Annotated in this window: 24 protein-coding genes; 7 read left to right on the forward strand and 17 right to left on the reverse strand. The window is 71.5% G+C overall.

What is annotated here, in order from left to right; all coding sequences use genetic code 11:
• Positions 1 to 100: 100 nt before the first annotated feature.
• Entirely contained in the window at positions 101 to 784 is a 684-nt protein-coding gene (locus D7W79_RS15145; protein WP_120526094.1) for an ArsR/SmtB family transcription factor, read from the forward strand.
• Here the strand turns inward: D7W79_RS15145 and proC are convergent.
• Both proC and D7W79_RS15155 read right to left on the reverse strand, forming a co-directional pair.
• The gene (gene proC, locus D7W79_RS15150) at positions 766 to 1617 is read right to left on the reverse strand and encodes a pyrroline-5-carboxylate reductase (protein ID WP_120526095.1); all 852 of its coding nucleotides are present in this window, start codon (positions 1615 to 1617) and stop codon (positions 766 to 768) included. The genes D7W79_RS15145 and proC overlap by 19 nt on opposite strands.
• A gap of 15 nt (positions 1618 to 1632) precedes the next feature.
• Positions 1633 to 2409: a DUF481 domain-containing protein gene (locus D7W79_RS15155; protein ID WP_120526096.1), complete on the reverse strand. Its 777-nt coding sequence runs from the start codon at positions 2407 to 2409 to the stop codon at positions 1633 to 1635.
• Between the two features lie 144 nt (positions 2410 to 2553).
• On the opposite strand from D7W79_RS15155, the gene D7W79_RS15160 reads away from it, so the two are divergent.
• Together D7W79_RS15160 and D7W79_RS15165 are read left to right on the forward strand one after the other, a co-directional pair.
• Positions 2554 to 3441 (forward strand): PhzF family phenazine biosynthesis protein, encoded by an 888-nt coding sequence (locus D7W79_RS15160; protein WP_120526097.1) that lies wholly within the window; start codon positions 2554 to 2556, stop codon positions 3439 to 3441.
• Positions 3442 to 3601: 160 nt separating this feature from the next.
• Positions 3602 to 4264 carry an Hsp20/alpha crystallin family protein gene (locus D7W79_RS15165; protein ID WP_120526098.1) on the forward strand — a complete coding sequence of 221 codons (663 nt, stop codon included), beginning with the start codon at positions 3602 to 3604 and terminating at the stop codon, positions 4262 to 4264.
• A 17-nt stretch (positions 4265 to 4281) separates the two neighbouring features.
• Here D7W79_RS15165 and D7W79_RS15170 read toward each other — a convergent pair whose 3' ends face one another.
• The 3 genes from D7W79_RS15170 to D7W79_RS44505 all read right to left on the reverse strand — a co-directional run bounded on the left by D7W79_RS15170 (position 4282) and on the right by D7W79_RS44505 (position 6313).
• On the reverse strand, positions 4282 to 4977 hold the full coding sequence (locus D7W79_RS15170) for a hypothetical protein (protein WP_120526099.1): 696 nt from the start codon (positions 4975 to 4977) through the stop codon (positions 4282 to 4284).
• Entirely contained in the window at positions 4974 to 5534 is a 561-nt protein-coding gene (locus tag D7W79_RS15175; RefSeq protein ID WP_147441927.1) for a hypothetical protein, read from the reverse strand. The genes D7W79_RS15170 and D7W79_RS15175 overlap by 4 nt, the downstream gene beginning before the upstream one ends.
• A gap of 101 nt (positions 5535 to 5635) precedes the next feature.
• Entirely contained in the window at positions 5636 to 6313 is a 678-nt protein-coding gene (locus D7W79_RS44505; RefSeq protein ID WP_120526101.1) for a Fic family protein, read from the reverse strand.
• A gap of 153 nt (positions 6314 to 6466) precedes the next feature.
• Here D7W79_RS44505 and D7W79_RS15185 point away from each other — a divergent pair, with 153 nt between their 5' ends.
• Positions 6467 to 7387: a diacylglycerol/lipid kinase family protein gene (locus D7W79_RS15185; RefSeq protein ID WP_120526102.1), complete on the forward strand. Its 921-nt coding sequence runs from the start codon at positions 6467 to 6469 to the stop codon at positions 7385 to 7387.
• Here the strand turns inward: D7W79_RS15185 and D7W79_RS15190 are convergent.
• From D7W79_RS15190 to D7W79_RS15225, 8 genes are all read right to left on the reverse strand, one after another.
• Complete coding sequence (locus D7W79_RS15190) at positions 7377 to 8270, reverse strand: CheR family methyltransferase (protein ID WP_120526103.1); 894 nt, start codon at positions 8268 to 8270, stop codon at positions 7377 to 7379. The genes D7W79_RS15185 and D7W79_RS15190 overlap by 11 nt on opposite strands.
• Before the next feature lie 2 nt (positions 8271 to 8272).
• A complete protein-coding gene (locus D7W79_RS15195) occupies positions 8273 to 9337 on the reverse strand; it encodes a protein-glutamate methylesterase/protein-glutamine glutaminase (protein ID WP_120526104.1) in 1065 nt (354 codons plus the stop codon).
• Positions 9338 to 9348: 11 nt separating this feature from the next.
• Entirely contained in the window at positions 9349 to 9684 is a 336-nt protein-coding gene (locus D7W79_RS15200) for an antibiotic biosynthesis monooxygenase family protein (protein ID WP_120526105.1), read from the reverse strand.
• A gap of 22 nt (positions 9685 to 9706) precedes the next feature.
• On the reverse strand, positions 9707 to 11236 hold the full coding sequence (locus D7W79_RS15205; RefSeq protein WP_147441928.1) for an ABC1 kinase family protein: 1530 nt from the start codon (positions 11234 to 11236) through the stop codon (positions 9707 to 9709).
• Between the two features lie 34 nt (positions 11237 to 11270).
• Positions 11271 to 13355, reverse strand: coding sequence for a methyl-accepting chemotaxis protein (locus D7W79_RS15210; protein WP_120526107.1), 2085 nt, complete (start codon positions 13353 to 13355; stop codon positions 11271 to 11273).
• Positions 13355 to 13843 carry a chemotaxis protein CheW gene (locus D7W79_RS15215; protein WP_120526108.1) on the reverse strand — a complete coding sequence of 163 codons (489 nt, stop codon included), beginning with the start codon at positions 13841 to 13843 and terminating at the stop codon, positions 13355 to 13357. Before D7W79_RS15215 ends, D7W79_RS15210 begins: the two co-directional genes overlap by 1 nt.
• Complete coding sequence (locus tag D7W79_RS15220) at positions 13840 to 16008, reverse strand: chemotaxis protein CheA (RefSeq protein WP_208729740.1); 2169 nt, start codon at positions 16006 to 16008, stop codon at positions 13840 to 13842. The genes D7W79_RS15215 and D7W79_RS15220 overlap by 4 nt, the downstream gene beginning before the upstream one ends.
• A 175-nt stretch (positions 16009 to 16183) precedes the next feature.
• Positions 16184 to 17107: a PAS and helix-turn-helix domain-containing protein gene (locus D7W79_RS15225; protein ID WP_120526110.1), complete on the reverse strand. Its 924-nt coding sequence runs from the start codon at positions 17105 to 17107 to the stop codon at positions 16184 to 16186.
• Between the two features lie 287 nt (positions 17108 to 17394).
• On the opposite strand from D7W79_RS15225, the gene D7W79_RS15230 reads away from it, so the two are divergent.
• From D7W79_RS15230 to D7W79_RS15240, 3 genes are read left to right on the forward strand one after another with little or no spacing between them, the layout of a single operon-like run.
• Complete coding sequence (locus D7W79_RS15230; RefSeq protein ID WP_120526111.1) at positions 17395 to 18453, forward strand: DUF72 domain-containing protein; 1059 nt, start codon at positions 17395 to 17397, stop codon at positions 18451 to 18453.
• A gap of 38 nt (positions 18454 to 18491) precedes the next feature.
• Positions 18492 to 18803, forward strand: coding sequence for a hypothetical protein (locus D7W79_RS15235; protein WP_147441929.1), 312 nt, complete (start codon positions 18492 to 18494; stop codon positions 18801 to 18803).
• The gene (locus D7W79_RS15240) at positions 18736 to 19074 is read left to right on the forward strand and encodes a Smr/MutS family protein (RefSeq protein WP_120526113.1); all 339 of its coding nucleotides are present in this window, start codon (positions 18736 to 18738) and stop codon (positions 19072 to 19074) included. Before D7W79_RS15235 ends, D7W79_RS15240 begins: the two co-directional genes overlap by 68 nt.
• 21 nt (positions 19075 to 19095) lie before the next feature.
• Here the strand turns inward: D7W79_RS15240 and D7W79_RS15245 are convergent, their stop codons facing one another.
• From D7W79_RS15245 to D7W79_RS15260, 4 genes are all read right to left on the reverse strand, one after another.
• Complete coding sequence (locus D7W79_RS15245; protein WP_120526117.1) at positions 19096 to 21879, reverse strand: SNF2-related protein; 2784 nt, start codon at positions 21877 to 21879, stop codon at positions 19096 to 19098.
• A 179-nt stretch (positions 21880 to 22058) separates the two neighbouring features.
• On the reverse strand, positions 22059 to 23387 hold the full coding sequence (locus tag D7W79_RS15250) for a DUF58 domain-containing protein (RefSeq protein ID WP_120526114.1): 1329 nt from the start codon (positions 23385 to 23387) through the stop codon (positions 22059 to 22061).
• Positions 23384 to 24319, reverse strand: a complete 936-nt coding sequence (locus D7W79_RS15255) for an AAA family ATPase (RefSeq protein ID WP_120526115.1) — start codon at positions 24317 to 24319, stop codon at positions 23384 to 23386. Before D7W79_RS15255 ends, D7W79_RS15250 begins: the two co-directional genes overlap by 4 nt.
• Before the next feature lie 57 nt (positions 24320 to 24376).
• Positions 24377 to 25041 (reverse strand): hypothetical protein (locus D7W79_RS15260; RefSeq protein ID WP_120526116.1); only part of this gene is annotated, 665 nt, incomplete at its 5' end.

The following is a 25041-nucleotide window of genomic DNA, read 5'->3' on the forward strand; positions in this document are numbered from 1 at the left end:
GGGTGACGGCCTGATACGGGTCGGTGGGCGGTGTCATCGGTCCTCGCTTCCGGGCACTCTCCTCCCGCGGCCGTGCCCGTGTGCTAGGAAATGGTTCGCCATGGACCGAACGATGAATGCAGGGCCGGACCTCACGACGCTGGCCGGAGCCGTGGGGGACGCCACGCGGATCCGGATGCTGGAATTGCTCATGGAGGGGCGCGCGCTCGTCGCCAAGGAGCTCGCGTTCGGCACGGGCGTCAGCCCCGCGACGGCGACCGCGCACCTCCAGCGGCTGGAGCAGGCCCGGCTGGTGCGCTCCACGAAGCAGGGTCGCAACAAGGTCTTCCGTTTGGCCACGCCCACCGTGGCGCGGATGGTGGAAGCGTTGATGACCGTGGCGGTCCGGGGACCCCGTGCGTCAGCGACCCCGGAACCCCTGCGGGCCGCGCGCTACTGCTACGACCACCTGGCGGGCAGGTTGGGCATGGGCATCACCGACGCGCTGCTTCGGGCCGGGCACCTGTCCCTCCGTCGCCGCGCCTTCGCGCTCACACCGAGCGGCGAGGCCTGGTTCCAGGACTTCGGCATCGACCTGGCGCCCGTGCGCGAGCAGCGGCGCCACTTCGCCCACCGATGCCTGGATTGGAGCGAGCGGCGCGACCACCTCGCGGGGGCGCTGGGCGCGGCGCTCGCCTCCCGGGTGTTCTCGCTGGGGTGGGTGGAGCGCCAGCCCGACTCCCGTGGCCTCATCGTCACGCCTGGAGGCCAGCGGGGGCTCAAGCGTCACTTCGGCGTGACGTAGGCGGCGGCGGAGGCGTCCGCGCGCTCCCTCGTGCGCTGGATGGCGACGGACACCGCCTCACCCACGATGCGGGCGAGGCCCTGGGCTTCCAGCGTCTTCAGCCCCGCCTCGGTGATGCCGCCCGGGGTCGCCACCTCCGCGATGAGGCGCGGGGTGGTGGCGTCGGGTTCGGCCAGCAGCTTCGCCGCGCCAATGAGCGTTCCCCTCGCGAGCGCCGCCGCCTCCGCCGCGTCCACCCCGTGCGCCATCGCGGCCTGGGCCAGCGCCTCCACGAACCGGAAGACATACGCGGGGCCCGTGCCGGACACGCCCGTGCACACCGTGAGTGCTTCCTCGGACATCCAAAGCGGCCGGCCTGTCGCCGCGAAGAGGGCCTCCGTGGTCCGCCGCGCGGTCTCCGTCACCCGCGTTCCGGGGGTCAGGGGCGTCACGCCCGCGCCCACGCGCACGGGCGTGTTGGGCATGGCGCGGAGGACGGAGACGCTGGAGGGCAGCGCGGCTTCCAGCTGCGCGAGCCGCACGTCCGCGGACAGCGACACCACGGTCTGCCCCGCCTCCAGGGCAGGGGCGATGAGCGCCATCAGCTCGCGCATCTGCGCCTGCCGGACCACCAGCAGGACCAGCGCCGCGCCGCGCACCGCCAGCGGGTTGTCCATGAGGACGTGCACGCCGTAGCGGGAGCGCAGCTCCTCGCCGCGCTCGGAGCGGCGGACGGTGACGCGGAGGTCGGACGGGCGCACGTGGCCGGAGCGCAGCAGCCCCTGGATGATGCCTTCGGCGAGCTTGCCGCCTCCAAGGAGAGCGACGGGTGCGGGAACGAGATGGGAGGCCATGGCCGGAGTCTACCCCTAGAGCTTCACGCCCACGGTGGTGCGAAGCTGCGTGTCCAGCGCCGGCACCGTCGCGGGCGGCGCGCTGTCGTACGTGAGGTTGAAGCCAATACCCACAGTGACACGGGGGTTGGGTGTCACCGCGAACAGCGTCTCGTTGAGCACGCGCAGGTCGGAGGGGCGGGTGACGCGCGGCTGGAAGTAGACCGTCTCCACGAGATTGATGTTCTCCATCAGCTTCACCCGGCCCAGCAGATAGCTGGACACGCGCGGATCCGTGTAGCGGTCTCCCGCGTCGACCTCGCCGTCCTTGCGCAGCCGCTCGTGTTCCAGCATCAGCGCCACGCCGAAGGTGAGCCCCGCGGCGTCCTCGTTGAACAGCACGAAGCGGGGACCCGCGCCCAGCAGGATCCGAAGCTGGAGCCGGCGGAACTCGTTGTACTCGTGCTGCGCGAAGACCTCGCCTGACATCAGGTCACTGAGACTTCGCCGGTAGCGCACGTGCTCCAGCACCTGGCTGACGATGCGCTCACCGCTGGCGAAGGAGTACTCGCCCCGGATGACGCCCAGCCAGACGTCGCGCTCGGAGCGCAGCTGTCCCACCAGCGAGCCCCGGATGGAGAACAGCTGCGTGCTGCCCGTGCGCCAGTCCCCGCCCAGCTCGATGGCCGCGGCCGGCCCCAGCTCCGCCTTCTCGTCGAAGAGCGCCTGCACGTTGACGATCTGTGCCGCCGCGCTGCTCGCGTGGAGCAGCACCCCCAGCACCACCCACCCACCTCGCTTCAGGAAACCCATGTGCCACCGCTGTGCCTGCTCGGGCGCTCCTGTTCAACCCCGTTGTGCGGTGCCTGCATGGGTCGGTCCAGCGCTTGACGACAGCGGAGGAGCGGAGCATGCCTGCGCCGTTTCCCAGGCCCTTCCCCTGTCCGGAGTCCGCCCATGCAGGTCCACATCATCGATGCCTTCACCCGCACCGCCGGTGCAGGAAACCGCGCGGGCGTGGTGCTCGACGCCTCGGCGCTGGATGTCCCCACGATGCAGCGGGCCGCCGCGGCCGTCAGCGCGTCGGAGACCGCCTTCCTCCTGTCCCGGCCCGGCGACGCCACGGTGCGCCTGCGCTACTTCACACCCGCGGATGAGATTCCCTTCTGCGGCCACGCCACGGTGGCCACCTTCCACCTGCTCGCGGAGAAGGGGCTGCTGAAGAGCCCGGGGACGTACACGCTGGAGTGCCCCGGTGGCACGTTCGGCATCGAGCTGGAGCCCCGGGGAACGCAAGGGACGCGTGTGTGGATCACCACGCCCCAGCCGCCCGTGCAGCCCAACCCCGTGGCGATGGAGGCGCTGATGGCCACCCTTGGCGGGACGGCCGCGCAGGTGGATCCGACGCTGCCGGTGATCCGCCAGGGCCACCGGCTGGTGGTGCCGCTCCGGCGGCTCGCGGACCTGGAGGCCCTGACGCCGCGAGGCGCCGCGATGAACGCGCTGCTGATGCCGCACGGCCTGCGCGGCGTCTACCTCTTCACCCGCGAAGCGAAGGAGGAGGGGAGCGTGGCCCAGGCGCGCTACTTCGTCCCGGGGTTCGGCATCCTGGAGGACCCCGTGACGGGCTCCGCCGCGGGACCGCTGGCGGCCTGGCTGGCCGAGCATGGGAGCCTCCGGCTGCCGGAGCAGGGCGGCTCGGTGGACGGCCGCATCGAGCAGGGCGACACGCTGGGCAAGCCGGGCCGCATCGACATCCAGGTGACCGGGCGGCCGGGCCACATCGAGCGCGCCCGCGTCGGCGGGGTGGCCCTCACCGTGATGGACGCCACGCTGCTCGCGTAGCGAGGCCGCCGCCAATGACACACAGCAGGGGGCGAGCCTCCTGCCCTTGATGGCCCCGCGCGCACGGCTAACTTGGTGTTGGGATACTTCCATCCCCGCTTGAGTCACCGGAGCAGTCCGGCGGCCGGGCGCCAGCCGGACTCCACCGGGGGAGGATGTCATGGCAACCACCAACAGGAACCCAGGGGCGCAGGGGAAGCCTTCCTCGCCCGCCGTCAAGAACGCCCAGGCCGACGCGCCGGGCGGCAGCTCGCAGGAATCGGAGCCCAGGACGGGCTCTGGCATTGCCCGCCGCGAAGCCTATGCGCCGGCCATCGTCCGGGAAGCCATGCCCATGAGCCCGTTCGGACTGCTGCGCCGGATGATGGAGGACATGGACCAGCTCTTCACCGGCTTCGGAGGCCGGGGCCTCGCCACCCGGAGCGGCGTGCTGGACGAAGGCCTCTGGTCGCCGCAGGTGGACGTGATGGTGCGGAACGGAAACCTCATCGTGAAGGCGGACCTGCCGGGCATGAAGCAGGAGGACATCCACGTCGAGCTGCTGAAGGACCTGCTCGTGATTGAAGGCGAGCGCAGCTTCGAGGTGGAGGAAGAAGAGGAGACCGAAGGGGTCTGGAGCCTGGAGCGCAGCACCGGTTCGTTCCGCCGCGCCATCCCGATTCCGGAGGACATCGACACGGAGACGGTGCAGGCGAACTTCGAGAACGGCGTGCTGGAAATCTCCCTGAAGCTTCCGGAGGAGGTGGTCCAGGGCAAGCGCATCGAGGTGAAGGGCGGCTCAAGCGAGAAGGCCCGGCTGAAGCCTGGGAAGCCCATCCACTGAAGCGACGGGCGCGCGGCTCAGTGCCTGTGTCGGTGGCCCTCGTCCTCGACGACGGCCGCCGCCACCTTCTCCGCCGAGCCGCGCAGCTCCTCCTCGGAGGGCGAGTGCCAGGACTCGAAGGCGAACAGCTTTCGCATCAGCTTGCCGGCCTGATAGCCCGGCCGCAGGTCGATGGCGTCGAACATCCACGACAGCGCCTCATCCGCGAAGGTGTACCAGGCCTCCTCACAGCCCGTGGCCTCCATGGTGAGGCTCATCGTGGTGACGATTCCATCCGCCAGCGCGAGCATCCGGATGTCATGGTCCCCGGGGGCGGAAGGCAGGTCCCGCTTCAGCGCCTCGAAGTGGGCGTCCAGCTTGAACAGCCATTCGCGCGACCGCTCCAGCGCGTCGATCATGAGCTGGATGTTGTATTCCACGTCCATGTTCGGCGTGGGCTTCTGCCGGAAGAAGCGATGACACCAGCAGTAGCCGCCAAAGCTCTCATTGCCCAGGTACAGGCCCGTCTCCGTGTACCAGGGCCCCAGGTTCTGGCCGAGCAGCCATTGGACGCGTTTGGCCATCGTGTCGTGCTGCTCGTCCGTGAGCTTGCGCGTCCCCGGGGGCACGAGCGGCGCCAGGTATTCACGCAGCAGGCGGATGATCTTCTCCGGCTCATATCCATCCAGGCTGTCGCGGATGAGCAGCCAGTGGCCCCGGGCTGACCGCGTCATACGACCCCCTCCGCCACCCGCGCCGCCGCGTCCCGGAGGGCTTCCGGAGGCGGCGCCAGCCAGGACTCGAAGACGAAGGCCGTGTCCAGCAGCTCCTCGGTTGCTTCCGACAAGGGCAGTCCCATCGCCTCGATGCACCAGCTCATGGCGTCCTGCGCGACCGTGTACCAGTTCTCCTCGCAGGACGTCGTCTCCGCCGTCAGGTCCACGGTCCGCACCAGCCCTTCCGCGAGCGCCTTCGCCCGGAGAGCCTTGTCGTCGGCCGCCAACTCAAGCTGACGGCGCGCGGACTGATACACGCCGTCCAGCGCGTACAGAAACGAACGCGTCCGCTCCAGCGCGTCGATCATGAGCTGGATGTTCTCATCCACGTCCATCGTGCGGTGCGGCGGGTTCTGGTTGAAGAACGAGTGACACCAGCAGAAGCCCCCCAGGACTTCGTTGCCCAGGGGCAGACCGCTCTGGGTGTACCAGGCCCCCAGTTCGTCCCGGAGCAGGTCCTGCACGACGTTCTTCGCCTGCTTGATCCGGCCCGGATGGATCGTGCCGACGCGCAAGGGAGCCAGGGCCTCCCTCAGCCGGGATGCCAGCGATTCCGGCGCAAAGGCATCCAGGCTGTCGCGGATGCGCCGCCACGTGAAAGCAGAAGCATCACTGCTCATTCAGGCACCTCATTGCGGCACGGGGCGTCCGGCCCCGCGATGCTCCGGGCCAGCAGCCTCGCCAGCCGCGTGTAGTTCACCGTGTCTCCCGGGCGCTTGGGCCACAGCACCACGGGCGCCAGCGGCGGGGTGGGCAGCCGGCCCCGGCGCAGCATGTATTCCAGCCACAGCCTCGCCGCACGGGCGTTGCCGTCCGGGAAGGGGTGGAAGAAACACAGGTCCAGGTACAACCGCGTGGCATGCGCCACCGGATGGCGTTCCTCGCGCGCGTCCGACTCCACCTTCTCGCGGAAGGCCGCCTCCAGCCCTGGCACCAGCGCGTAGCGGTGCGCGCCGCCCCACGCGAAGGCGTCCCCGGTGCGGAAGCCCGTGGGCCCGCCCAGCAGCTCCGACTGGACCTCCACCATCCGGGGGAAGGTCAGCGGCTCGCCCGCGTCCGCGAGCCGCCGCACCCGGGCCAGGGCCCGCTCGAAGCGCTCCGTCCGCGCCGGTCCTTGGGTTTCATGGGCCGGTGCGTCATGGCGGAGCAGGAAGTCCTCCTGGGCGCCCGTCTCCCGGAAGGGCTGCCTCGCCGCCGCCGCCAGGTCCGCCCGGAGCGCGGGCAGTGCCCAGTCCAGGGCGCGTGTGGCCTCCTGGTGGGGCGCGAGCTGCTCGGTGGAAGTGTGGACTTTCACTCGGGATCCGGGGCGAAACGGAGGGCGGAGAGCCCAGCACGGAGCGGTCCGGGTGACAAACACCCCGGGCGGCGGGCCTTCATGTGGGGCATGGAGTGGAGCCTGGGCGCACAATTGCGTAAACAAGCCGTTCTCGCAGGGAGAAGGCACTGAATGAAGACGTTCCTCGTGGTCAACCCGCGCAGCGCCAACGGGCAGACGGGGAAGCGCTGGGTGGAGATCTCCGCGCTGGTGGGCAAGGTGCTCGGTGAGTTCGGGCACGGCTTCACCAGCGGCGGCATGGATGCGGCGCGTCTGGCGCGGCAGGCCATCGACGACGGCTATGAGTGCATCGTCGCGGTGGGGGGTGACGGCACCCTCAACGAGGTCACCAACGGCTTCTTCCGCGACGGGCAGGTCATCAACCCCCAGGCCACGCTGGCCCTGCTGCCCCGGGGCACCGGTGGCGACTTCCGCCGCACCTTCGGGTGGGACCTGGAGCTGTCGTCCGCGCTGGAGCGGCTGCGCACGGAGAAGACGGAGCCCTTCGACGTGGGGCGGCTGGAGTTCATCGACAACGACGGCAACCCGGCCACGCGCTTCTTCGCCAACATCGCCTCGTTCGGCGTGAGCGCGGTGGTGGCCCGCGAGGTGAACCAGGGCAGCAAGGCGCTGGGCGGCAACCTGAGCTTCATGTGGGGCACCGTGAAGGGCCTCCTGAAGTACCAGGAGCGGCAGGTGCGCCTCACGGTGGATGGCGGCACGCCGGAGACGGTGAGCGTCACCGCGGTGGCGGTGGCCAACGGGCGCTACTTCGGCAGCGGCATGTTCGTCGCGCCCGACGCGGTGACGCACGACGGCCTCTTCGACGTCACCATCTGGTCCAACTACGGCCTGTCCGACTTCGTCCTCAAGTCCAAGGGCGTCTACAACGGCGACCACGTCACCTGGAAGGGCACGCGGCGGCTGCGCTGCCGCTCCATCCACGCGGAGTCGGAGGACGGCGACGTGTTCCTGGACGTGGACGGCGAGACGCCGGGCCGGCTGCCCTGCACCATGACGATGTTGCCCGGCGCCATCCGCCTCAAGGTCTAGCGCCGGAGCGGGGCCGGCGCGGCGCGTCCTCCACCGGCGCGCCCGCGCTGGCATGGGAAGCGGGCGTGGGGCGGTACCAGCTGGTCTGTCCAATCAGGTGCCGCGTGAAGCCGTCCTCCCCCAGGGGCGAGGCCTCCGCGGCGCCCAGCACCAGGTAGCCATCCGCGTGGAGCATCCGCCGCACGCGGGCGAGCACCGCGCGCCGCGTGGGCACGTCCCAGTAGATCATCACGTTGCGAAGGAAGACGAGGTCCACGGGCGCTTCCGGTGGGAAGTCGTCCATCAGGTTGAGCGGCCGGAGCTCCACGGGCCTGCGCACCTGTTCGTTCAGCCGCCACCCGTCGCGCTCCTGGTGGAAGTAGCGCTGGCGCAGCTCCGGCGTCAGGCCTCGGTGGATCTCCTGCGCGTCGTAGCGGGCCTCGCTGGCGCGCACGAGCGCGCGGGTGGAGAAGTCAGTGGCGAGGATGCGCACCGTCCATCCGGTGATCAGCAGCCCGGCCTCCGCCAGCGTCATCGCCACGCTGTAGGGCTCCTGGCCGTAGGCGCACGCCGCGCACCAGATGCGCAGTGTCCGCGTGCGGGAGCGCTTCGCCAGCAGGGCGGGCAGGACCGTGGAGCGCAGGGCGTCGAACACGGGCGCGTCGCGGAAGAAGGCCGTCTCGTGGTTGGCCAGCGCCTCCGCCAGCCGCTGGTGGAGCGGGCTGTTCTCCGGCAGTGAGCGCAGCCTCGCGACCAGGGCGGAGAGGTCCGGCAGCCGATCCTCGCGCATGAGGGACGTGAGCCGCGTCTCCACCAGCGCGTGCGTGTCGGGCTCCAGCACCAACCCGGAGCGGCGCAGCACGCGCTTGCGCAGGTAAGCGAAGTCGTCGGGATGCAGGGACATGCTCAGGTCCTCCGTCCGCGCGGATCCACGCGCCGCACCAGCTCCAGGGCCAGGGCGTCCAGGGGCACCACCGCATCCGCCAGCCCCGCCTGCTCCACCGCGCCCGGCATGCCGCCGATGACGCAGCTGGCCTGGTCCTGCACCACCACCTGACCGCCCGCCTCGCTCACCTTGCGGCAGCCGCGCAGCCCGTCCTGGCCCATTCCGGTGAGCACCACCGCCAGCACCCCCGCGCCGTACACCTCCGCCGCCGAGCGGAAGAGCAGGTCCACCGCCGGACGGCACGCGTTCTCCGGCGGCCCCTGGTGCGTGAGCAGCCGCACGCCCGTCGCGTCCCGGCACACGGCCAGGTGGAAGTCCCCGGGCGCGACCCACACCGAGCCGGCCTGTACGGACGCACCCGGCACGGCCTCGCGCACGGTGAGGGGGCTCACGCCCTGCAGCCGCTCCGCGAGCAGCCGCGTGAAGAGGGGCGGCATGTGCTGCACGATGAGCACCGGCACCGGCAGCTCCGCGGGCAGCGCGGACACCACGCGCACCAGCGCGCCCGGACCTCCGGTGGACGCGCCGATGACGATGGCCTCCACCCGCGCGGGCACCTGCGGTCGGGGCTGGGGCGCGCGCGTCACGGGGAACGGCACCATCGTGGCGGAAGGGGGGCGAAGGTTGAGCGCCTTGAGCTTGCGCACCAGTTCGTCCCGCACGGCCTCCACCGTGACGTTCATCCCGCCCGCGGACGTGGGCTTCGTCACGTAGTCGCGTGCTCCCAGCGCGAGCGCCTCCAGGGTCAGCATGCCGCCGCGTTCGGTGAGCGCGCTGAACATCACCACGGGCAGGTCCGGGTCGCGCTGGCGCAGGAGCTTCAGCGTCGCCAGCCCGTCCAGCTCCGGCATCTCCAGGTCCAGCAGCACCACGTCCGGCTGGAACTGCTCCACCTTCGCCAGCGCGATGCGCCCGTTGGGCGCGGTGGCGACGACCTCCAGGCCCGGGTCGGCGCCCAGGAGCAGCGACACCTGCCGCCGCACCACGGCCGCGTCGTCCACCACCAGGACCCGGATGGGATTCATTCGCACCCGCGTCACCGGACCGCGCGCGCGACCGGGCAGCGGCCCGCGGGGGCGCTCAAGGCCGCATCGCCATACACCTCGTGGCGCGGCCGGCTGACGAGGATGGCGCTCGCGCCCCAGTCCGTCACGCGGTGGAAGGCCTCGGACGCGACGAAGGCGTCGAAGCCCTCGCGGCTGTACCACTCGGAGACGATGAGGTAGCGCCCCGGTGCCCCCACGCTCGTGAACAACTCCGTGCGCGCGTGCGTCGGCAGCGTCCGCATCGCCTCCAGGACGAGCGCGAACTTCCGCTCGAAGGCCTCCGCCTTGCCCTCCCGCACTTCGTAGTTCATGCCGATGGTGACCACGCGTCACCTCCTTGTCTGTCTTTCACTCGAGCCAGACCCGGACGTGGCGGTCGCCCTCGTCCAGGAGGAACAGCTCCGACGGCCGCAGCCCCGCCGCGACCGCCGCCGAGCCGATGGCGACCGCATCCAGGCCCCGCGCTGTGAGCTTCCGAGGCAGGTCCTCCGGCAACAGGTCTTCCAGGTGCGCCGTCACGTCCGCGCGGAAGGTCAGCGCGACGCGCGTGTGTCCCCCTTCCGTCACGCGGACCTTCAGGTATCGCGCGGTGCCCTCCACCCGGGCCTCGGGCGGCGACGGAGGGGGCGGGAGCGACGGGGCGCGGGCCTCGTCCAGCAGCGGTCCCCACGCGATGGGCGTATCCAGCACGTCCAGGTGGCGCACCAGCCCGTGGAACGCGCGCAGGACGAACAGGAGCGACGCGGGTCCGGCCGCGCGGAAGTTCCAGCGGTGTGGCCCCAGCGCCTCGGTGAGCCGCTCTCCCAGCCGCCAGCTTCTCGCGTGGAAGGGACCTTCGAGGAGGAAGGGCTCCAGCAGCACGCGGCTCACGGCGGGCAGCGCCTCCGCCATGGGCTCCAGCAGCTCCGGCGTGAAGCCCAGCATCACCCACGCGGACAGCAGTTGCTCCGGGCGCGGCGTGGAGCTCGGGCACCGGAGGAGGGAGATCAACCGCCCCAGCCCCACGGCCAGCTCCGGCGGCAGCGGCTTCACGCAGCCGAAGTCGAGCACCCCCAGCACGGGCTTGCCGTCCGGTCCCCGGGACACGCGGTAGTTGCCCGGGTGCGGATCCGCGTGGAGCGCGCCCCAGGTGAAGCAGCCATGGAGGAACAGCCGGACCAGCGTGGTGGACAGCGCCCGGCGGTCCGCTTCGCTCCAGCGCCATCCATCCGCGAGCGAAGCGCCCTCCACCCAGCTCATCACCAGCAGGTCTTCACGGGTGAGCGCGTCCACCGGCACGGGGACGACGACGCCCGGCACGTCCGCCATGCGCGCGCCCGCGTCCCGCAGGGCCTGGGCCTCGTGGTGGTAGTCCAGCTCGCCCTGGAGCATCCGGGCCAGCTCGTGCCGGTAGGCGGACATGTCCAGCTTCCCGCGCCAGCCTCCCAGCGGCGCGGCCAGCCACCCCAGCGCGCGCAGATCATCCCGCACGGCCTCCGCGATGCCCGGGTGCCGCAGCTTCACCGCCACGGCACGCCCGTCGCGCAGCACGCCCCGGTGCACCTGACCCAGCGACGCGGCGATGCCCTCGCCCTCCAGCGACGTGAACACCTCCTGCCACGGGCGGCCCAGACGGCGGGAGATCACCGCCAGCGCGTCCTCCGGCGCGAGCGGGGAGGGCGCCTCCGCGAGCGAGCCGAACCCCGGCGCCTCCGCGCCCAGCTCGGCGAGCGTGAGCACCTGGCCCACCTTCTGGGGCAGTCCCCGCAGGCCCAGGAGCCGCTGGGTCAGCTCGCGCCGCGCGCGCTCCGCGTCCTGGGGACGGGACACCCGCCGCAGTCGCGTGGAGGCGCGGGCCACCCGGCCCAGCTCCCACCACCGCTTCAATCCGGTCCGCACGTGCCGTGGCTCCCAGGGCTTGCAGCCGCCCGCGCTACTTCGTTCGCGTCTGCTTGTCCGTGGTGTCCACCTGCACGACCAGCCGTTGCAGCGACTGCGCCATGTGGGCCAGCTCCACCGCCGAGCGCTGCGTGCTGCCCGCGCCCTCGGTGGTGCTGCGCGCGGCCTCCGCCACGGCGGCCATGTTCTCGGAGATCTGCTGGCTGCCCTTGGCGGCCTCGCCCACGTTGCGCAGGATCTCGCCCGCGGTCGCCGTCTGCTCCTCCACCGACGAGGCGATGGACGTCTGCAATTCGTTGATGCGGCCGATGGTGGCGCCAATCTCCAGGATGGCGTTGACCACCTCCTCGGTGTCGCCCTGGATGGTGCCGATCCTCTGGCCGATGTCCTCGGTGGCGCGGGCCGTCTCGCGCGCCAGCTCCTTCACCTCGTTGGCCACCACCGCGAAGCCCCGGCCCGCCTCGCCCGCGCGCGCCGCCTCGATGGTCGCGTTGAGCGCGAGCAGGTTGGTCTGCTGCGCGATGGAGGTGATGACCTTGATGACCTTGCCGATGTCCTGGCTGCTGGTCCCCAGCTTGCTGACGAGGCCGGATGTGGTGTCCGCCAGCTTCACTGCGGACGACGCCACCTTGGCGGCGGTGCTCGCGTTGCGCGCCACCTCGCGGATGTTCGCGTTGACCTCCTCCATGCCGGACGCGGCGCTCTGCACGTTGCGGCTGACCTGCTCGGCGCCGGCGGACACCTGGGTGGCCTGCGCCGCGGTCTCCTGCGCGTTGCTCACCATCTGCTGGCTGACGCTGGACAGCTCCTGCGACGACGCAGAGAGCGTCTGCGAGTGCTGCATCACCTCCTGGAAGATGCCGCGCAGCGTGCTGTCCAGGTCCTGCTCCCGCTGCTGCACGGCGAGCTTCTCCGTGACGAGCTCCCACGTCACCATGGGGCCCAGGTAGCGGCCCTGGCCGTCGTACACCGCCGTCACCAGCAGGTCCGCGACCTCTGGCCCGATGGGGATGTTCGCGCGCACCGGCAGGTTCTTGTCGTTGGACAGGATCGTCCGCTGGTACGCCGCGTCGCGATGGAAGATGTCGATGGTGGCCCCCAGCACCCGGTCCGCGGAGACAGGCAGGTGCTTCTCGATCCGCTGCAACAGCCGGCGCGACGCGGGGTTCAGGTAGACGATCTTCAGGTCCTTGTCGGCCGCCATCACGCAGGTGGGCGCGTTCTCCAGCATGGCCCGCAGGCGCGCCATCTCCGTGTCCACGCGCTGCTGATCCGTGATGTCCGTCCACGTCACCACGTAGCCGGTGAGCGCTCCGCCCCGGCCCTCGATGCCGTCGACGTGGACCTTGAGCAGGGTGGGGCCCGCCGCGAAGGTGGTCTCGTACGGCAGCCCCGAGGGCGTGCCCAGCCGGTCCTCCTCCAGCCGCAGCTGATGCTCGAAGTGGCCGAGGAAGTCGCTGCCCACCGCGTCCCCCGCGCCGTCGCTGATGCGCTCGATGGCCTCCGTGGCGGACGCGTTGATGAAGACGATGCCCAGGTCCGCGTCCAGAACGAACAGGTTGACCCGCGCCGCGTTGAGCAGCGTCTCGTTGAGGGCACCTGAGAGCGGCGTTGCCGCGCGGCGGCGGGAGGAGCGGGCCGCGGGCACGGATGCCACGGCGACCCGGCGTCCCTCCGTGCGAGGGGCACGCGCCGGAGCGCGCTTCGCGGCGGGCCGGGGGGCGGACCTCGGTGCGGGCCTGCTGACGACTTCCTCTTCAAGCGTGCCCACCGCCGACAGCAGCTCCCGGGCGACGGGGCCCGGCACGTCCAGCTCATCCAGCACGGTGGCCAGGTGTTCGGCGACGCGCTCGCAGTGGTGCGGCTTGAGCTCCATCCGCGCGTGCACCTCGCGCATCGACGGGCCGCGATAGACGGCCGGGCCGCCCAGGTGCTGGGTGAGGAACGCGACCATCTGGCGCTGCAACTGGACCAGGTCCGCGCGGCGGAAGAAGGGCTTGAGCAGCGCGTCCGTCATCACCCGCGCGTAGAGCTTCTGCACGGCGGCCGTCAGGGGGGCCTTGCCGCCCAGGCGCTGGAAGAGGGTGGTTTTCACGGCGGGCGCGGTAGGGCGGGCCATCAGCGGGACTCCTGGGGAAGCACGGGGAAGGAAGGGGAGGCGGAGGCGCTGGACGCGGGCGCGAGCCCGTCCACCACCGCGTCCGCGGACAACACGAGCAGCAGCCGGTCCGGCAGCGCATGGACCCCCAGGAGCATCGAGCGCAGGGGCCCGCGCAGGTTGTCCGGAAGCGCCGCCAGGTCCGACTGCGCGAAGGGGAGGATGTCGCCAATGGCATCCACGCGAAGGCTCACCGCGCCCTCGTCGCCACGCAGGATGACGTGGGGCGCGTCCGTGGGGGCGGTGCCGTCGGGCAGGTCCAGGCGGCGGCGCAGGTCGATGACGGGGACGATCTGCCCGCGCAGGTTGAGCAGCCCCGCAACCTCCGGAGGCGCGCCGGGCACTCGCGTGAGCGGGAGCGGGAGCAGGATCTCCTGCACGCGTTCGATGTCCAGGCCGAACAGGTGGTCGCCCACCTGGAACGAGCACAGCTGGCGGAAGCCGCTCATGGCGCACCGCCCGTCAGCAGCTCCGGGTGCACGGCGCGCACGGTGCCCTCCACGTCCAGGAACTCGGTGGCCCGGCTCTGCACCACCATGGAGCCCAGCACGCCCGGGCGGCGCGTCTCGCGCTGGAGCGAAATCTCCACCTCCGCGACGTCGAGGATGGCGTCCACCACCAGCCCCACGCGCGTGTCCGCGTGCGTGGCGACGACGACGGACAACGACTCGCCGAACGCGACCTGGAGCCCCTGCGTGAGCCGCTCCGTCGCGCCGGGCCTCGCCTCCAGCACGGAGGCCACGCGCACCAGCGGCAGCAGCTGGCCGTGATAGCGCGCCATCTCCATGCCCCCGCTCAGCCGCTCCACGTCCGACGCGGGCAGCTCCTCCAGCCGCGCCACGCGGGACAGCGGAATGGCCACGCGGCCCTCCGCGCCGGTGCGGCACAAGAGCACCCGCTCGCGCGCGTCCTCGGGACGGGGCACCTCCGCAGCGGCCTCCGGAACGACGACCTGGGCCTGCGCCTCCGCGACGGTGCCCACGCGGCGGCCCAGCCCCATGGCGTCCAGGATGAGCGCCACGCGCCCGTCGCCCAGCACCGTCGCGCCCGCGTAGCAGGCCAGCCCCTTCAGGTGCTTCCACAGCGGCTTGACGACGATCTCCTCCGTGTCGTGGATGGCGTCCACCCACAGCCCGAAGGTGCGCTCCCCGGCCTGCAAAACGACGACGGTGGCGCCCTCGTCCAGGTCCGGCGTCGCGGGCCCCACGCCCAGCTCGGAGGCCAGCACCACCAGCGGCAGCAGCTCTCCGCGCAGCCGCAAGACGCACGCGCCCTGGATGCGGGTGATGTCCCTGCGGGCCTGCGCCGGCTCCAGCCACACCACCTCCCGCAGGGAGGCCTGCGGCAGCGCGTAGCGGTCACCCCGGCACGTCACGAGCAGCGCCGGGATGATGGCCAGCGTGAGGGGAATCTTCAGGGTGAACGTCGTGCCCTGACCGGGCCGGCTGTGTACCTCCACGGTGCCGCCGATGCGCTCCACCTGCGTGCGCACCACGTCCATGCCCACGCCCCGGCCAGACAGCGACGTGACGCGCTCCGCGGTGCTGAAGCCCGGCATGAAGATGAGCATCAGCGCGTCCGCGTCCGGAAGCCGCGCCGCCTGGTCGGCCGTGAGCAGGCCGCGCTGCACCGCGACCTGCCGCACGCGCTGCACGTCGATGCCCGCGCCGTCGTCGGACATGCCCAGGTGCACGAGCCCGCCCTCGTGCGACGCGCTCAGCGTCAGGCACCCCACGGGCGGCTTGCCCGCCGCGTGGCGCTGCTCGGGCGTCTCCACGCCGTGGTCCACGGCGTTGCGCAACAGGTGGGTGAGCGGATCATGCAGCGCCTCCACCAGCGTCTTGTCCAGCTCCGTGTCCGCGCCCTGCAGCCGCAGCCGCACCTGCTTGCCGCACCCGTGCGCCAGCTCGCGCACGAGCCGGGGGAAGCGGTTCCACACCTGGCCCACCGGCTGGAGCCGCGTCTTCATCACCACCTGCTGCACCTGCGTGGTGACGACGTCCAGCCGCTGCGACGCGGTCATCAGGTCCGCGCCCGGCGTGGGCGAAGCGGCGCACTGGAGGATGCGGTTGCGCGCCAGCACCAGCTCGCCCATCAGGTTCATCAGCCGGTCCAGCAGCGCCACGTCCACGCGCAGCTTGGAGTCCACGCCGGTGGCGGCGCCGCGCCAGGGCAGGGCGCCCGGGGGCGTCAGGGGCTCCGCGATCTCCACGGGCGCGCTCGCCGCCGTCGCGCCGGAGATGCGCGCGAGCAGCGCGGAGTGGTCCACCGCGGGCTCCAGCCCCGTCGCCTCGATGTGCTCCAGCGCCGCGCGCGCCGCGTCCGCCAGCGCCAGCAGCGTGGACACGCGCTCGCGGTCCAGCACCAGGCGCCGGTCGCGCGCCAGGCCGAGCAGCTCCTCGGCGGCGTGCATCAGCGCCTCCAGGCGGGTGAAGCCCAGGAAGCCGCAGGTGCCCTTCACGGTGTGCAGGCTGCGGAACAGCTGCGCCAGCAGGGGCTGCGAGCCCGGCTGTGCCTCCAGCTCCAGCACCGTCGCCTCGATGCTCTGCACGTGCTCGCGGGACTCGACGAGGAACTCCCGCATCACGTCGTCCCAGCCCGGAGTTTCACTCACGGACAGGGCGCCCTTTGACGGAAGTCCACAAGGACTGTATGTCTTTGATGATACGGATTTGACTGGCGCTGCCCATGGGCAACGGCCCCCCCGACCCACCAGACTCCGGAGTCGAATCCCCAGCATGTCGCAAGGCGCCCTGCGCGAAAGCTGTCCCGGAGGGAAGGCGCCCTGGTCAGAAGAACAGGCGGAGCAGGTCGTACCGCGTCTCCGCTCCCAGCTTCCGCAGCAGGTTCGCCTGATGGAATTTTACGGTGCGCTCGGTAATCCCTAACACGGTGGAGATGTCGGTGGGCGAGCGGCCGAGCGCGAGATATCGCAACACATCGCCTTCGCGCTCCGACAGCCGCGCCGCGCTCGCCATGCGCCGCACCTTCGCCTCGAAGAGGCCGCTGAGCGTGGCGTCACCGATGGTGTGCACGCTGACGCGCGCGGTGCCGGCGCTCGTGGGCATGGCGGTGACGACCTCGTAGCCGTCGCCGTGTTCGGAGGCCTGCCGCACGATGGTGTGTGGCCAGGACGCGGGGGACGTCGCCGTCAGCGGACAGTCCAGGCAGGGCGCGTCGCGGTGGGCGAAGGCGCCGAAGCAGGACCGGCCCACCATCTCCTCCTGCTGCGCGTGCCCGGAGGTCCACACCGCCTTGAGCGTGCCGAACGACGACAGCTCGGTGGAGATCTCGTAGCTCAGGTCCTGGTGTGCTCCGGTGGCGCCGGACGGCCCGGCGCTGGCGGTGCGCTCCGGAACGGAGAGCGGCGGGGACGCGCGCGTGATGATGGCCACCAGCCGCAGCGGCGGCCGGCCCACGGCGGCCACGTCCAGTTCCACCGACAGCCGCTCGCCGTCGCGCGTGAGCACCTCCGTCTCCAGCCGGACCTCGGCGCTGGTGAAGATGGCCCGCAGCGCCCGGCCCACCTCGCGCCCGTGCTCGCGCGGCGTGCAGACCTCCGTCCAGCGGCGCCCCAGCAACTCCTCGCGGGGCCGGCCCAGCAGCGACGTGAAGGCGCCATTCGCCAGCTCGATGCGGCCGCGCCGGTCCATCACGACGATGGGCCGCGTGTCCCGCTCGGCGAGCAGCGAAGCCGTCAACGACCAGTCCATGATGCCCCCCAGCCGTTGCAACCACGGTCAAGCTTTACAACTGTAATGCCGGAATACTCGATTTGAGTATCTTACCGTGCTCCGACTGCGTTTGCATTTGGACACCCGGCCAATCACAGACTGTCCCGGCGGGAGGGAGACAGGCCGTGCGTGCCCGTCCGCCTGGAGGGCGTGCCGGAAACCTGGAACGTCGCCCCGATTCCAGGCAACCTGCTGCATCGGCTGGGCTCCGGGATTACTGCCTGGGTCCCACCTCGGTTTTCCGCCCTGGGAGAGGAGCTGACCGCATGAGCGCATCGCGACGACCCGCGCAGTTCGACCTCTTCACCGGCGCGGTGGAGGAGCCGCCCGTGTCCTCGCGGCGCCGGACCCAGCCGGTAGGGCCCGCGGAGCCGTCCGACAGTCTGCGCATGCTGGGCGAGCAGCTTCCCCGGGGCGTCTACCTGGGCACGTCGTCGTGGACCTTCCCGGGCTGGAACGGCCTCGTCTACGATCACGAGGCCAGCACGACCCAGCTGGCGCGCGAGGGCCTGGCCGCCTACGCGCACCACCCGGTGCTGCGCACGGTGGGCATCGACCGGACGTTCTACGCGCCCGTGCCGGCCACCACCTTCGCCGAGTACGCCCAGCAGGTGCCGGACGGCTTCCGCTTCCTGGTGAAGGCCCACGAGGCCTGCACGCTGGCGCGCTTCCCCGTGCACGAGCGCTACGGCGCGCACCGGGGGCAGGTGAACGACCGGTTCCTCCAGGCGGCCTACGCGGTGGACCACGTGGTGGCGCCGTTCCTGGAGGGGCTGGGCGACAAGGCCGGTCCGCTCGTCTTCCAGTTCCCGCCGCAGGACCCCGCGGCGCTGGGCGGCGCGGGCCGCTTCGTGGAGCGGCTGCACGCGTTCTTCTCCGCGCTGCCGAAGGGCCCGCTGTACGCGGTGGAGGTCCGCAACGAGGAGCTGCTCACGGAAGGCTTCGCGCAGGCGCTCGCGGACACGGGCGTGAGCCCGGTGCTGGCGGTGTGGGCCCACATGCCGCCCGTCGCGCGGCAGGCGAAGCTCACGCGCGCCTTCGAGGCCCGCGCGGTGGTGGTGCGCTGGATGCTGCCGCCGAACCTCGGCTACGAGGAGGCCTACGCCCGCTACGCGCCCTTCAACCGGCTGGTGGACGAGGACGTGGGCACCCGCGACGTGCTGGCCCGGGTGTGCATGGCGGCCGTGCGGCGCGAGCGTCCCGTCTTCGTGACCATCAACAACAAGGCGGAAGGCAGCGCGCCCCTGTCCGCCGTCCGGCTCGCGGAACGCGTCGTGTCACACAAGGAAGAGGGCGGCCAGCGAAGCGTCGCTCACGCAACATGACTTGCGCGCGAGCACGGCGCTTGCTTACGTGAAAGCCCATGAAGGCGATGACCCTGGCTGCCCTGCTGATGCAGATGACCTCCTCCGGCGGTGCCGGCTCGGAAGGCAAGCGGGCGGGCAACCACGTCGATGAGGCGAACACCCACCACGAGGGCGCGGTGAAGGAGGAGATCACCTCGCTCAAGGGGGAGATCACCAGCCTCAAGGAACAGTTCCGGCTCGCGCGCGAGCGCCAGCGTCTGGCGGCCGAGGAGAAGCAGCGCCAGGAGGAGGCCCGCTACGGTGTCACGCCGAAAGCCACCCCTGTCCCTGCCGCCGGAGGGTCCGGAGCCTCCGCCCACGCCCGATGAGCTGGGAGCAGTAGAAATTCCGGTCGATGGAAACCTCGACCTGCATCTCTTCCAGCCTCGCGAGGTGAAGGAACTCGTCACCGAGTACCTCTGGGCCTGCCGCCAGAAGGGCGTGCTGGACGTGCGCATCATCCACGGCAAGGGAACGGGCGCGCTCAGGCGCACCGTGCAGTCCCTGCTGCCCACGCTGCCGGAAGTGGAAGGCTTCCAGACCGCCTCCGAGGCGGACGGAGGCTGGGGCGCGACGTGGGTGCGGCTCAAGCCCCTCTAGAGGGGCCCGCGGCCGGAAGCATCAAGACAGCCAGAAGTACGCGGAGGCGATGAGGGTGCGCTTCTCCGTCACGCGCCCCTTGTTGGCCAGCTCCGCCAGCTGCCGGTCCTTGGAGGCGTAGCGCTTCTCCTCCTCATTGCGCAGCGACGCCAGCTTGCGGCGGTAGTCGCGCTCCAGGCGGTCCGAGTGCGCCCGCGCCTTCGCGCGCTCCGCGACGTCCTCGATGCCGGAGACGTCCTTGCGCGCGTCGAACCACGCCTGGCGCGCCGTCTCCACCACCTCGCGCGACTCCATCAGGCAGTCCTCGACGTAGCGGTCCGCGCGTTCCTTGGCCTTGTCCAGCTCCAACGCGTTGCGCCGTTCCGCGGCCCGAATCAGCTCATCCTTGGCGGTCATGAGCGACTGCTCTTGCATGAGCTGGACCGACACCGGCGCGGGCTGCCGCCGCTTCTCTTCCTTGGCGTCGAGCTTCGTGAAGTGGACACCGTCCGTCAGCGGCAGGGCCCGGAAGCCGCCGTCCCGGTCCTTCACCAGCACCAGGTGGACCAGCTTCTCCTCCGGCTTGAGGCCGGTGGTCTCGAACTTGTAGACGAACCACCAGCCCTCACTGCCGGCCAGCCGCGCCAGCCGTGAAGGCAGGCCCGCCGCGTCCAGCTGCAGGTAGCTGACGGTGTCCTGGGTGCGGTCGCGCACCGCGTAGGCGGCCTTGGCCACCTGGAGCCGTCCGGAGGTGCGGCTGCCCAGCACGGAGCCGGTGAGCGCCTTCGCCTCCTGCTGGCGCTTGGCCACCACCTCCTTGGCCGCGTCTCCCGCCACGCGCAGCCGGCGGCGCACGTCGCCGTCGAAGCGCTCCAGCACCACCGAGCGCATCGACGTCATGCGCTGGTTGATGCTGCCCTCCAGCTCCTCGCGCAGCTTGTCGAAGGCGGTGTTGATGTCCTTCGGGTCGCGGCAGGACTGGTAGATGTCCAGCACGCGCCGCTCGAAGTCGACGCCGCTCTCCAGCGCGCCCAGGATCTCATCCGACGCGCCGAACACGCCGTCGAAGAGGTTGAGCTTCTTCTCCAGCAGCTCGAACAGGCGCGCGTCCGCCGCGTTCTGCCGGTTGAGGAAGTTCACCACCAGCACGTCCCGCTGCTGGCCGTAGCGGTGGCACCGGCCGATGCGCTGCTCCACGCGCTGCGGGTTCCACGGCAGGTCGTAGTTCACCACCAGGTTGCAGAACTGGAGGTTGAGGCCCTCGGCGCCCGCTTCGGTGCAGATGAGGATCTGCGTCTTGTGGCGGAACTCCTCCACCAGCGCCCGGCGCTCCTCGGGCGTGCCGCCGGCATCGCCGGACAGGAGCGAAATCTTGTCCTTGTAACCGTGCTCCGACAGCAGGTTGAAGAGGTACTGCTGCGTGCGCTTGGACTCCGTGAAGATGAGCGCCTTCTCCGGCCAGGAGTGCGTGCGCATCACCGCGAAGGTGCGGTCCAGCGCGCGCTTGAGGGCCTCACCCTTGGCGTTGATGCGGATGGAGTCCGCGAGGTCCGCGTACTGGCGCAGCTCCCAGACCTCCTGCTCCAGCGTGCGGACCTGGGGCGCCTTGGCGGGGTCGTCGGACCACTCCTCGCCTTCCTCCACGAACTGCTTGGCTTCTTCCGGCTCGAAGAGCGACAGGGCCTGCTGGCCCAGCCGCGCGGCCGTCAGGCGCTTCTCCAGGTTCTCCGACAGCCGGCGCAGCGTGGGCGCGATGGCGAACGTGGAGGAGGCCAGGAGCTTGCGGTAGCACAGCGTCAGGAGCGTCTTCTTGCCCGGCTCGATGGCCGCGGCCTCCGAGCGCTGCAGGTACTCACTGACCTTCTCGTAGAGGTCGTGCTCCTGGGGAGACGGGTGGAAGTCCTCCACGATGCTGCGGCGGTTGGTGTAGCGGACGTATTCGCGCACCTGCCGGCGCAGCGTGCGCTGCACCACCGGGGCCAGCCGCTCCTTCAGTTCGCACGCGGCGGCCTCCGTCATGCCGCCGCCCTCGTCGGCGCGGTAGCGGCTGCGGAAGGCGTGCTCGGGGCCGAGGATCTGCTCGTCCAGCAGCGACATCAGGCCGAACAGCTCCATCAGGTCGTTCTGGAGCGGGGTGGCGGTGAGCAGCAGCTTGGGGCGGCCCGCCAGCGACGCGCGCAGCGCCTGGCCCGTCTTGTTGTTGGGGCGATGCGCGTTCCGAAGGCGGTGGGCCTCGTCGATGATGACCAGGTCCCAGGGAATCTCCGACACGAGCGCGGACTTGTTCGCCGCGAACGGGTGCGAGCAGATGACGGGGAAGGGCTGGTCGAAGCAGTTGTTGTGCTTCTTCACGTCGCGGCCGTCGACGAGGACGCTGTCCAGGTCGAACTTCTCGCGCAGCTCCGCGTTCCACTGGGCGCGCAGCACCGCCGGGGCCAGGATGAGGATGCGGTTCTTGCCCTCGGCCATGAGCTGGGCGACGACGAGGCCCGCCTCGATGGTCTTCCCCAGGCCCACCTCGTCCGCGAGCATGCAGCCGCCGCGCGACAGCGCGTCCAGCGCGAACATCGCCGCTTCGACCTGGTGGGGGTTGAGGTCCACCTTCGCTTCGGCCAGCGCGTTGGCCAGCCGCTGCTGCGTGTCACCGCTGCGCGCCAGCAGCTCCTCGGCGAGGAGCCGCTCGTGGAAGGGCGTCAGCCCCGCCGCCACCAGCTCCTCGGCGGCCTGGGCCGCGATGGCCGCGGCGTCCGCTTCCACTTCCAGCTTCAAACCCCTCGCTACCTCCGCCAAGTCCCGCCTCCCGTCCGGTTTGGAGCGTGCGCGCATGCGCGCGAACAGTTGAGGCGCGCCATTCTGGGCAGCGATCGGCATCTGTAAAGGGGGTCCTCCGCGAGGCCGAAAACTCGGCCTCCGCGCGATTGGCAAGCGTGGCGTTCGGCGAAACGCCACACGCGTGCGCGTGCGCCGGAATGTTCCAAAAGGCTTGACGAATGCGACAGGACTCCTCAGAGCCGCCCGCGCGCCTTCACGTCCAGGTACACGTTGAGTGCAGCGGCGCCGAAGCCGCGTGCCGGTGCGCGCACCACCAGCGCCCCCGCGTCGCGCAGCGTGGTGGCGGTGCGGCGGTACTCGGCCTCCATGCGGGCGGCGGCCTGGCGCGCGTAGGCGGAAGGGGCGTCGCCGGGCACGTCGGTGGCGGCGGCCTCCAGGTCCTCGTCCAGGAGCGACGCGACGACGGGCAGGTGCCGGGGGCGCAGGGCCAGCGTGCGCGTGAGGAGCGCGGCGGACGCGTCCGGATCCACCAGGTCCGTGAAGAGCACCACCAGCGCGCGGCGCGTCTGGCGGGCGAACGCGAAGTCGAACGCGCGGCCGTAGTCGCTCTCCTCCAGGCCGGCCTCCGCGCGGTAGAGGGACTCGGTGATGAGGCGCAGGTGCTCCGCGCCCTTGCGCGGCGGGAGGAAGGCGCGCACGTCGCTGGCGAACGCGAGCACGCCCACCACGTCCCCCGCGTCCAGGCTCACCCGCGCCAGCCGCAGCGCCGCGTCCACCGCGTGGTCCAGCTTCCTGCGCCCCTGCACCCGGCCCGCCATGTGACGGCCGCAGTCCAGGAGCAGCAGCACCGGCTGGTTGCGCTCCGGCTGCCACGTGCGCACCAGCGTGCGGCCATGGCGCGCGGAGGACTTCCAGTCGATGTGGCGGTAGTCGTCGCCGGGACGGTACTCGCGCAGCGATTCGAACTCGCGGCCCTCCACCGACTTGCGCAGGAGCGTGCGCGCGGACACGGCCTCCGACGCGCGCGCCAGCGTCAGCGCCTCACGCGAAAGGGCGCTCAGGTCCGGATACACCTTCACGTCGCGGGCCGCGGGCAGCTTCACCTGCCGCGAGCACAGGCCCAGGGGGCCCATGAGCCGCAGGTTCACGTCGCCGAAGCGCGCGTCGCCGCGAGCAGGGGGACGCACGCGGTACGTCAGCCGCGTGGACGCGCCCCCCGCCTCCAGCGTGAAGGGCTGCCGGTGGCCGTGGCTCTCCACGTCCAGGGGCGGCTCGTCGCGAAGCTCGCCGCGCACGGGCAGGTCCGTGCGCGACCGCAGCTCCCAGCGCACGGTGTTGTCCACGCCGGAGGAGAGGATGGGCTCCACCTCGCGGCGCGCCTCGAGGTCGCGGGCGTGCGGCGCGCGCATGAAGTCCACGGCGCATAGGAGCAGGACGGCCACGTCCATCGCGAGCGCCAGCCACCCGAAGGCGGGGCTCGCCACCGCGAGCGCGGCGGGCACGAGCGCCCCGGCGAACAGCGCCACGGCGAGGCCGCTGGGGACGGGACGCCCGAGGCTCACCGGGGCACTCGCACCCGTTCGAGCATCTGCTTGAGCACGTCGTCCGCGGTGACGCCCTCCACCTCCGCCTCGGCCTTGAGGAGGAGGCGGTGGTTGAGGACGCTGGGGGTGACGGCCTTCACGTCGTCCGGGGTGACGAAGTCGGTGCCCCGCAGTGCCGCCGCCGCCTTGGCCGCCGCGAGCAGGGCCTGCGCGGCGCGGGGGCTCGCGCCCAGCCGCACGCGGGGGTGGGCGCGGGTGTCGCGCACGAGCTGCACGACGTACTGGAGGATGGAGTCGTCGCACGCGACGCGGGCCGCGCGGTCCTGCAGCTCCGTCAGCGTGGCTGCGTCCAGCACGCGGGACACGGCGGGCGGGCGGCCCTCGCGCTGGTGGAAGGCGCGGAGCAGCGCCGTCTCGGAGTCCCCGTCCGGGTAGCCCACGCGCACGCGCATGAGGAAGCGATCCAGCTGGGCCTCGGGGAGGGGATAGGTGCCCTCGAGCTCCAGCGGGTTCTGCGTGGCGACGACGAAGAAGTGCGGGGGCAGCGCGTGCGTGACGCCGTCGATGGTGACCTGCCGCTCCTCCATGGCCTCCAGGAGCGCGGCCTGCGTCTTGGGCGGCGTGCGGTTGATCTCATCCGCGACCAGGACCTCCGTGAACACGGGGCCCTTCATCAGGCGGAAGGTCTGCGACTGCGGCTGGAAGACGTTGGTGCCCAGGATGTCCGCGGGCATCAGGTCCGGCGTGAACTGCACGCGGGAGAAGGACAGGCCCAGCGCCCCCGCCATGCTGCGCGCGGTGAGCGTCTTGGCGACGCCGGGCACGCCCTCCAGCAGCACGTGGCCGCGCGCGAGGAAGGCCGTCACCAGGTCGGCCAGCACGCGGGGCTGGCCCACGACGGCCGAGCCCAGCGCGTCGAGGAGGCGGGAGAGGGGCGTGGCGTCGGACATGGTGGCCGGCGACGGTAGCCCGCCTCCCGTCCGGCGAGGCAGCGAAATCCTCGGGGCCTAGTCCTGCTGGCGCTTGAGCCCCATCAGGCCGCCCAGCACCGCGATGACGCCGCCGAGGATGCCCAGGAAGCAGCCGATGCTCGGCGACGAGTTCATCATCTCAGAGTTGCCGAGCGGCGACGGCACGAGGGTGGTGTCCGAGGAGAGCTTCAGGAACACCAGCGACCACACGAGGGTCACCACGCTGCAGAACATCTGCGCGGCCCACGGCAGCATGGGGTTCACCCAGGTCATCACCTGACGCGCGCGCAGGCCCACGAAGACCATGGTCGCGATGGCGAAGAGGAAGGAGATGAACCCCAGGCTGATGAGGCCCAGGAAGTCGCCGTCCGCCGCCGTCTCCTTCCACGGGATGAAGCAGGAGAGCACCACCAGCGTCGCGCCCCAGAACGCGATGCGGTCGCCGCCCTCCAGCTCGCGCAGGAACGAGCGCGCGTCGTCCAGCAGGACCTCCGGATCATCGATGGGGGAGCGGGGGGACTCCAGCTCGCGCGCCTCGCGGGACCAGGGGTCCGCCACCGCGTCGCCGGCGTCGTCCGCTTCCTCGACGGGGGCCGGGGCGCGGCGGGCGGCCGGAGCGCGTGCGGGAGCAGCCCTGGCGGCGCCGCTGCCCGCGCGCGACGGAGCACGCTGGGCCTTCTCCCGGGCGATGTCCTCCATGC

It is taken from the genome of Corallococcus exercitus (genome assembly GCF_003611585.1).
Lineage (GTDB): Bacteria > Myxococcota > Myxococcia > Myxococcales > Myxococcaceae > Corallococcus > Corallococcus exercitus.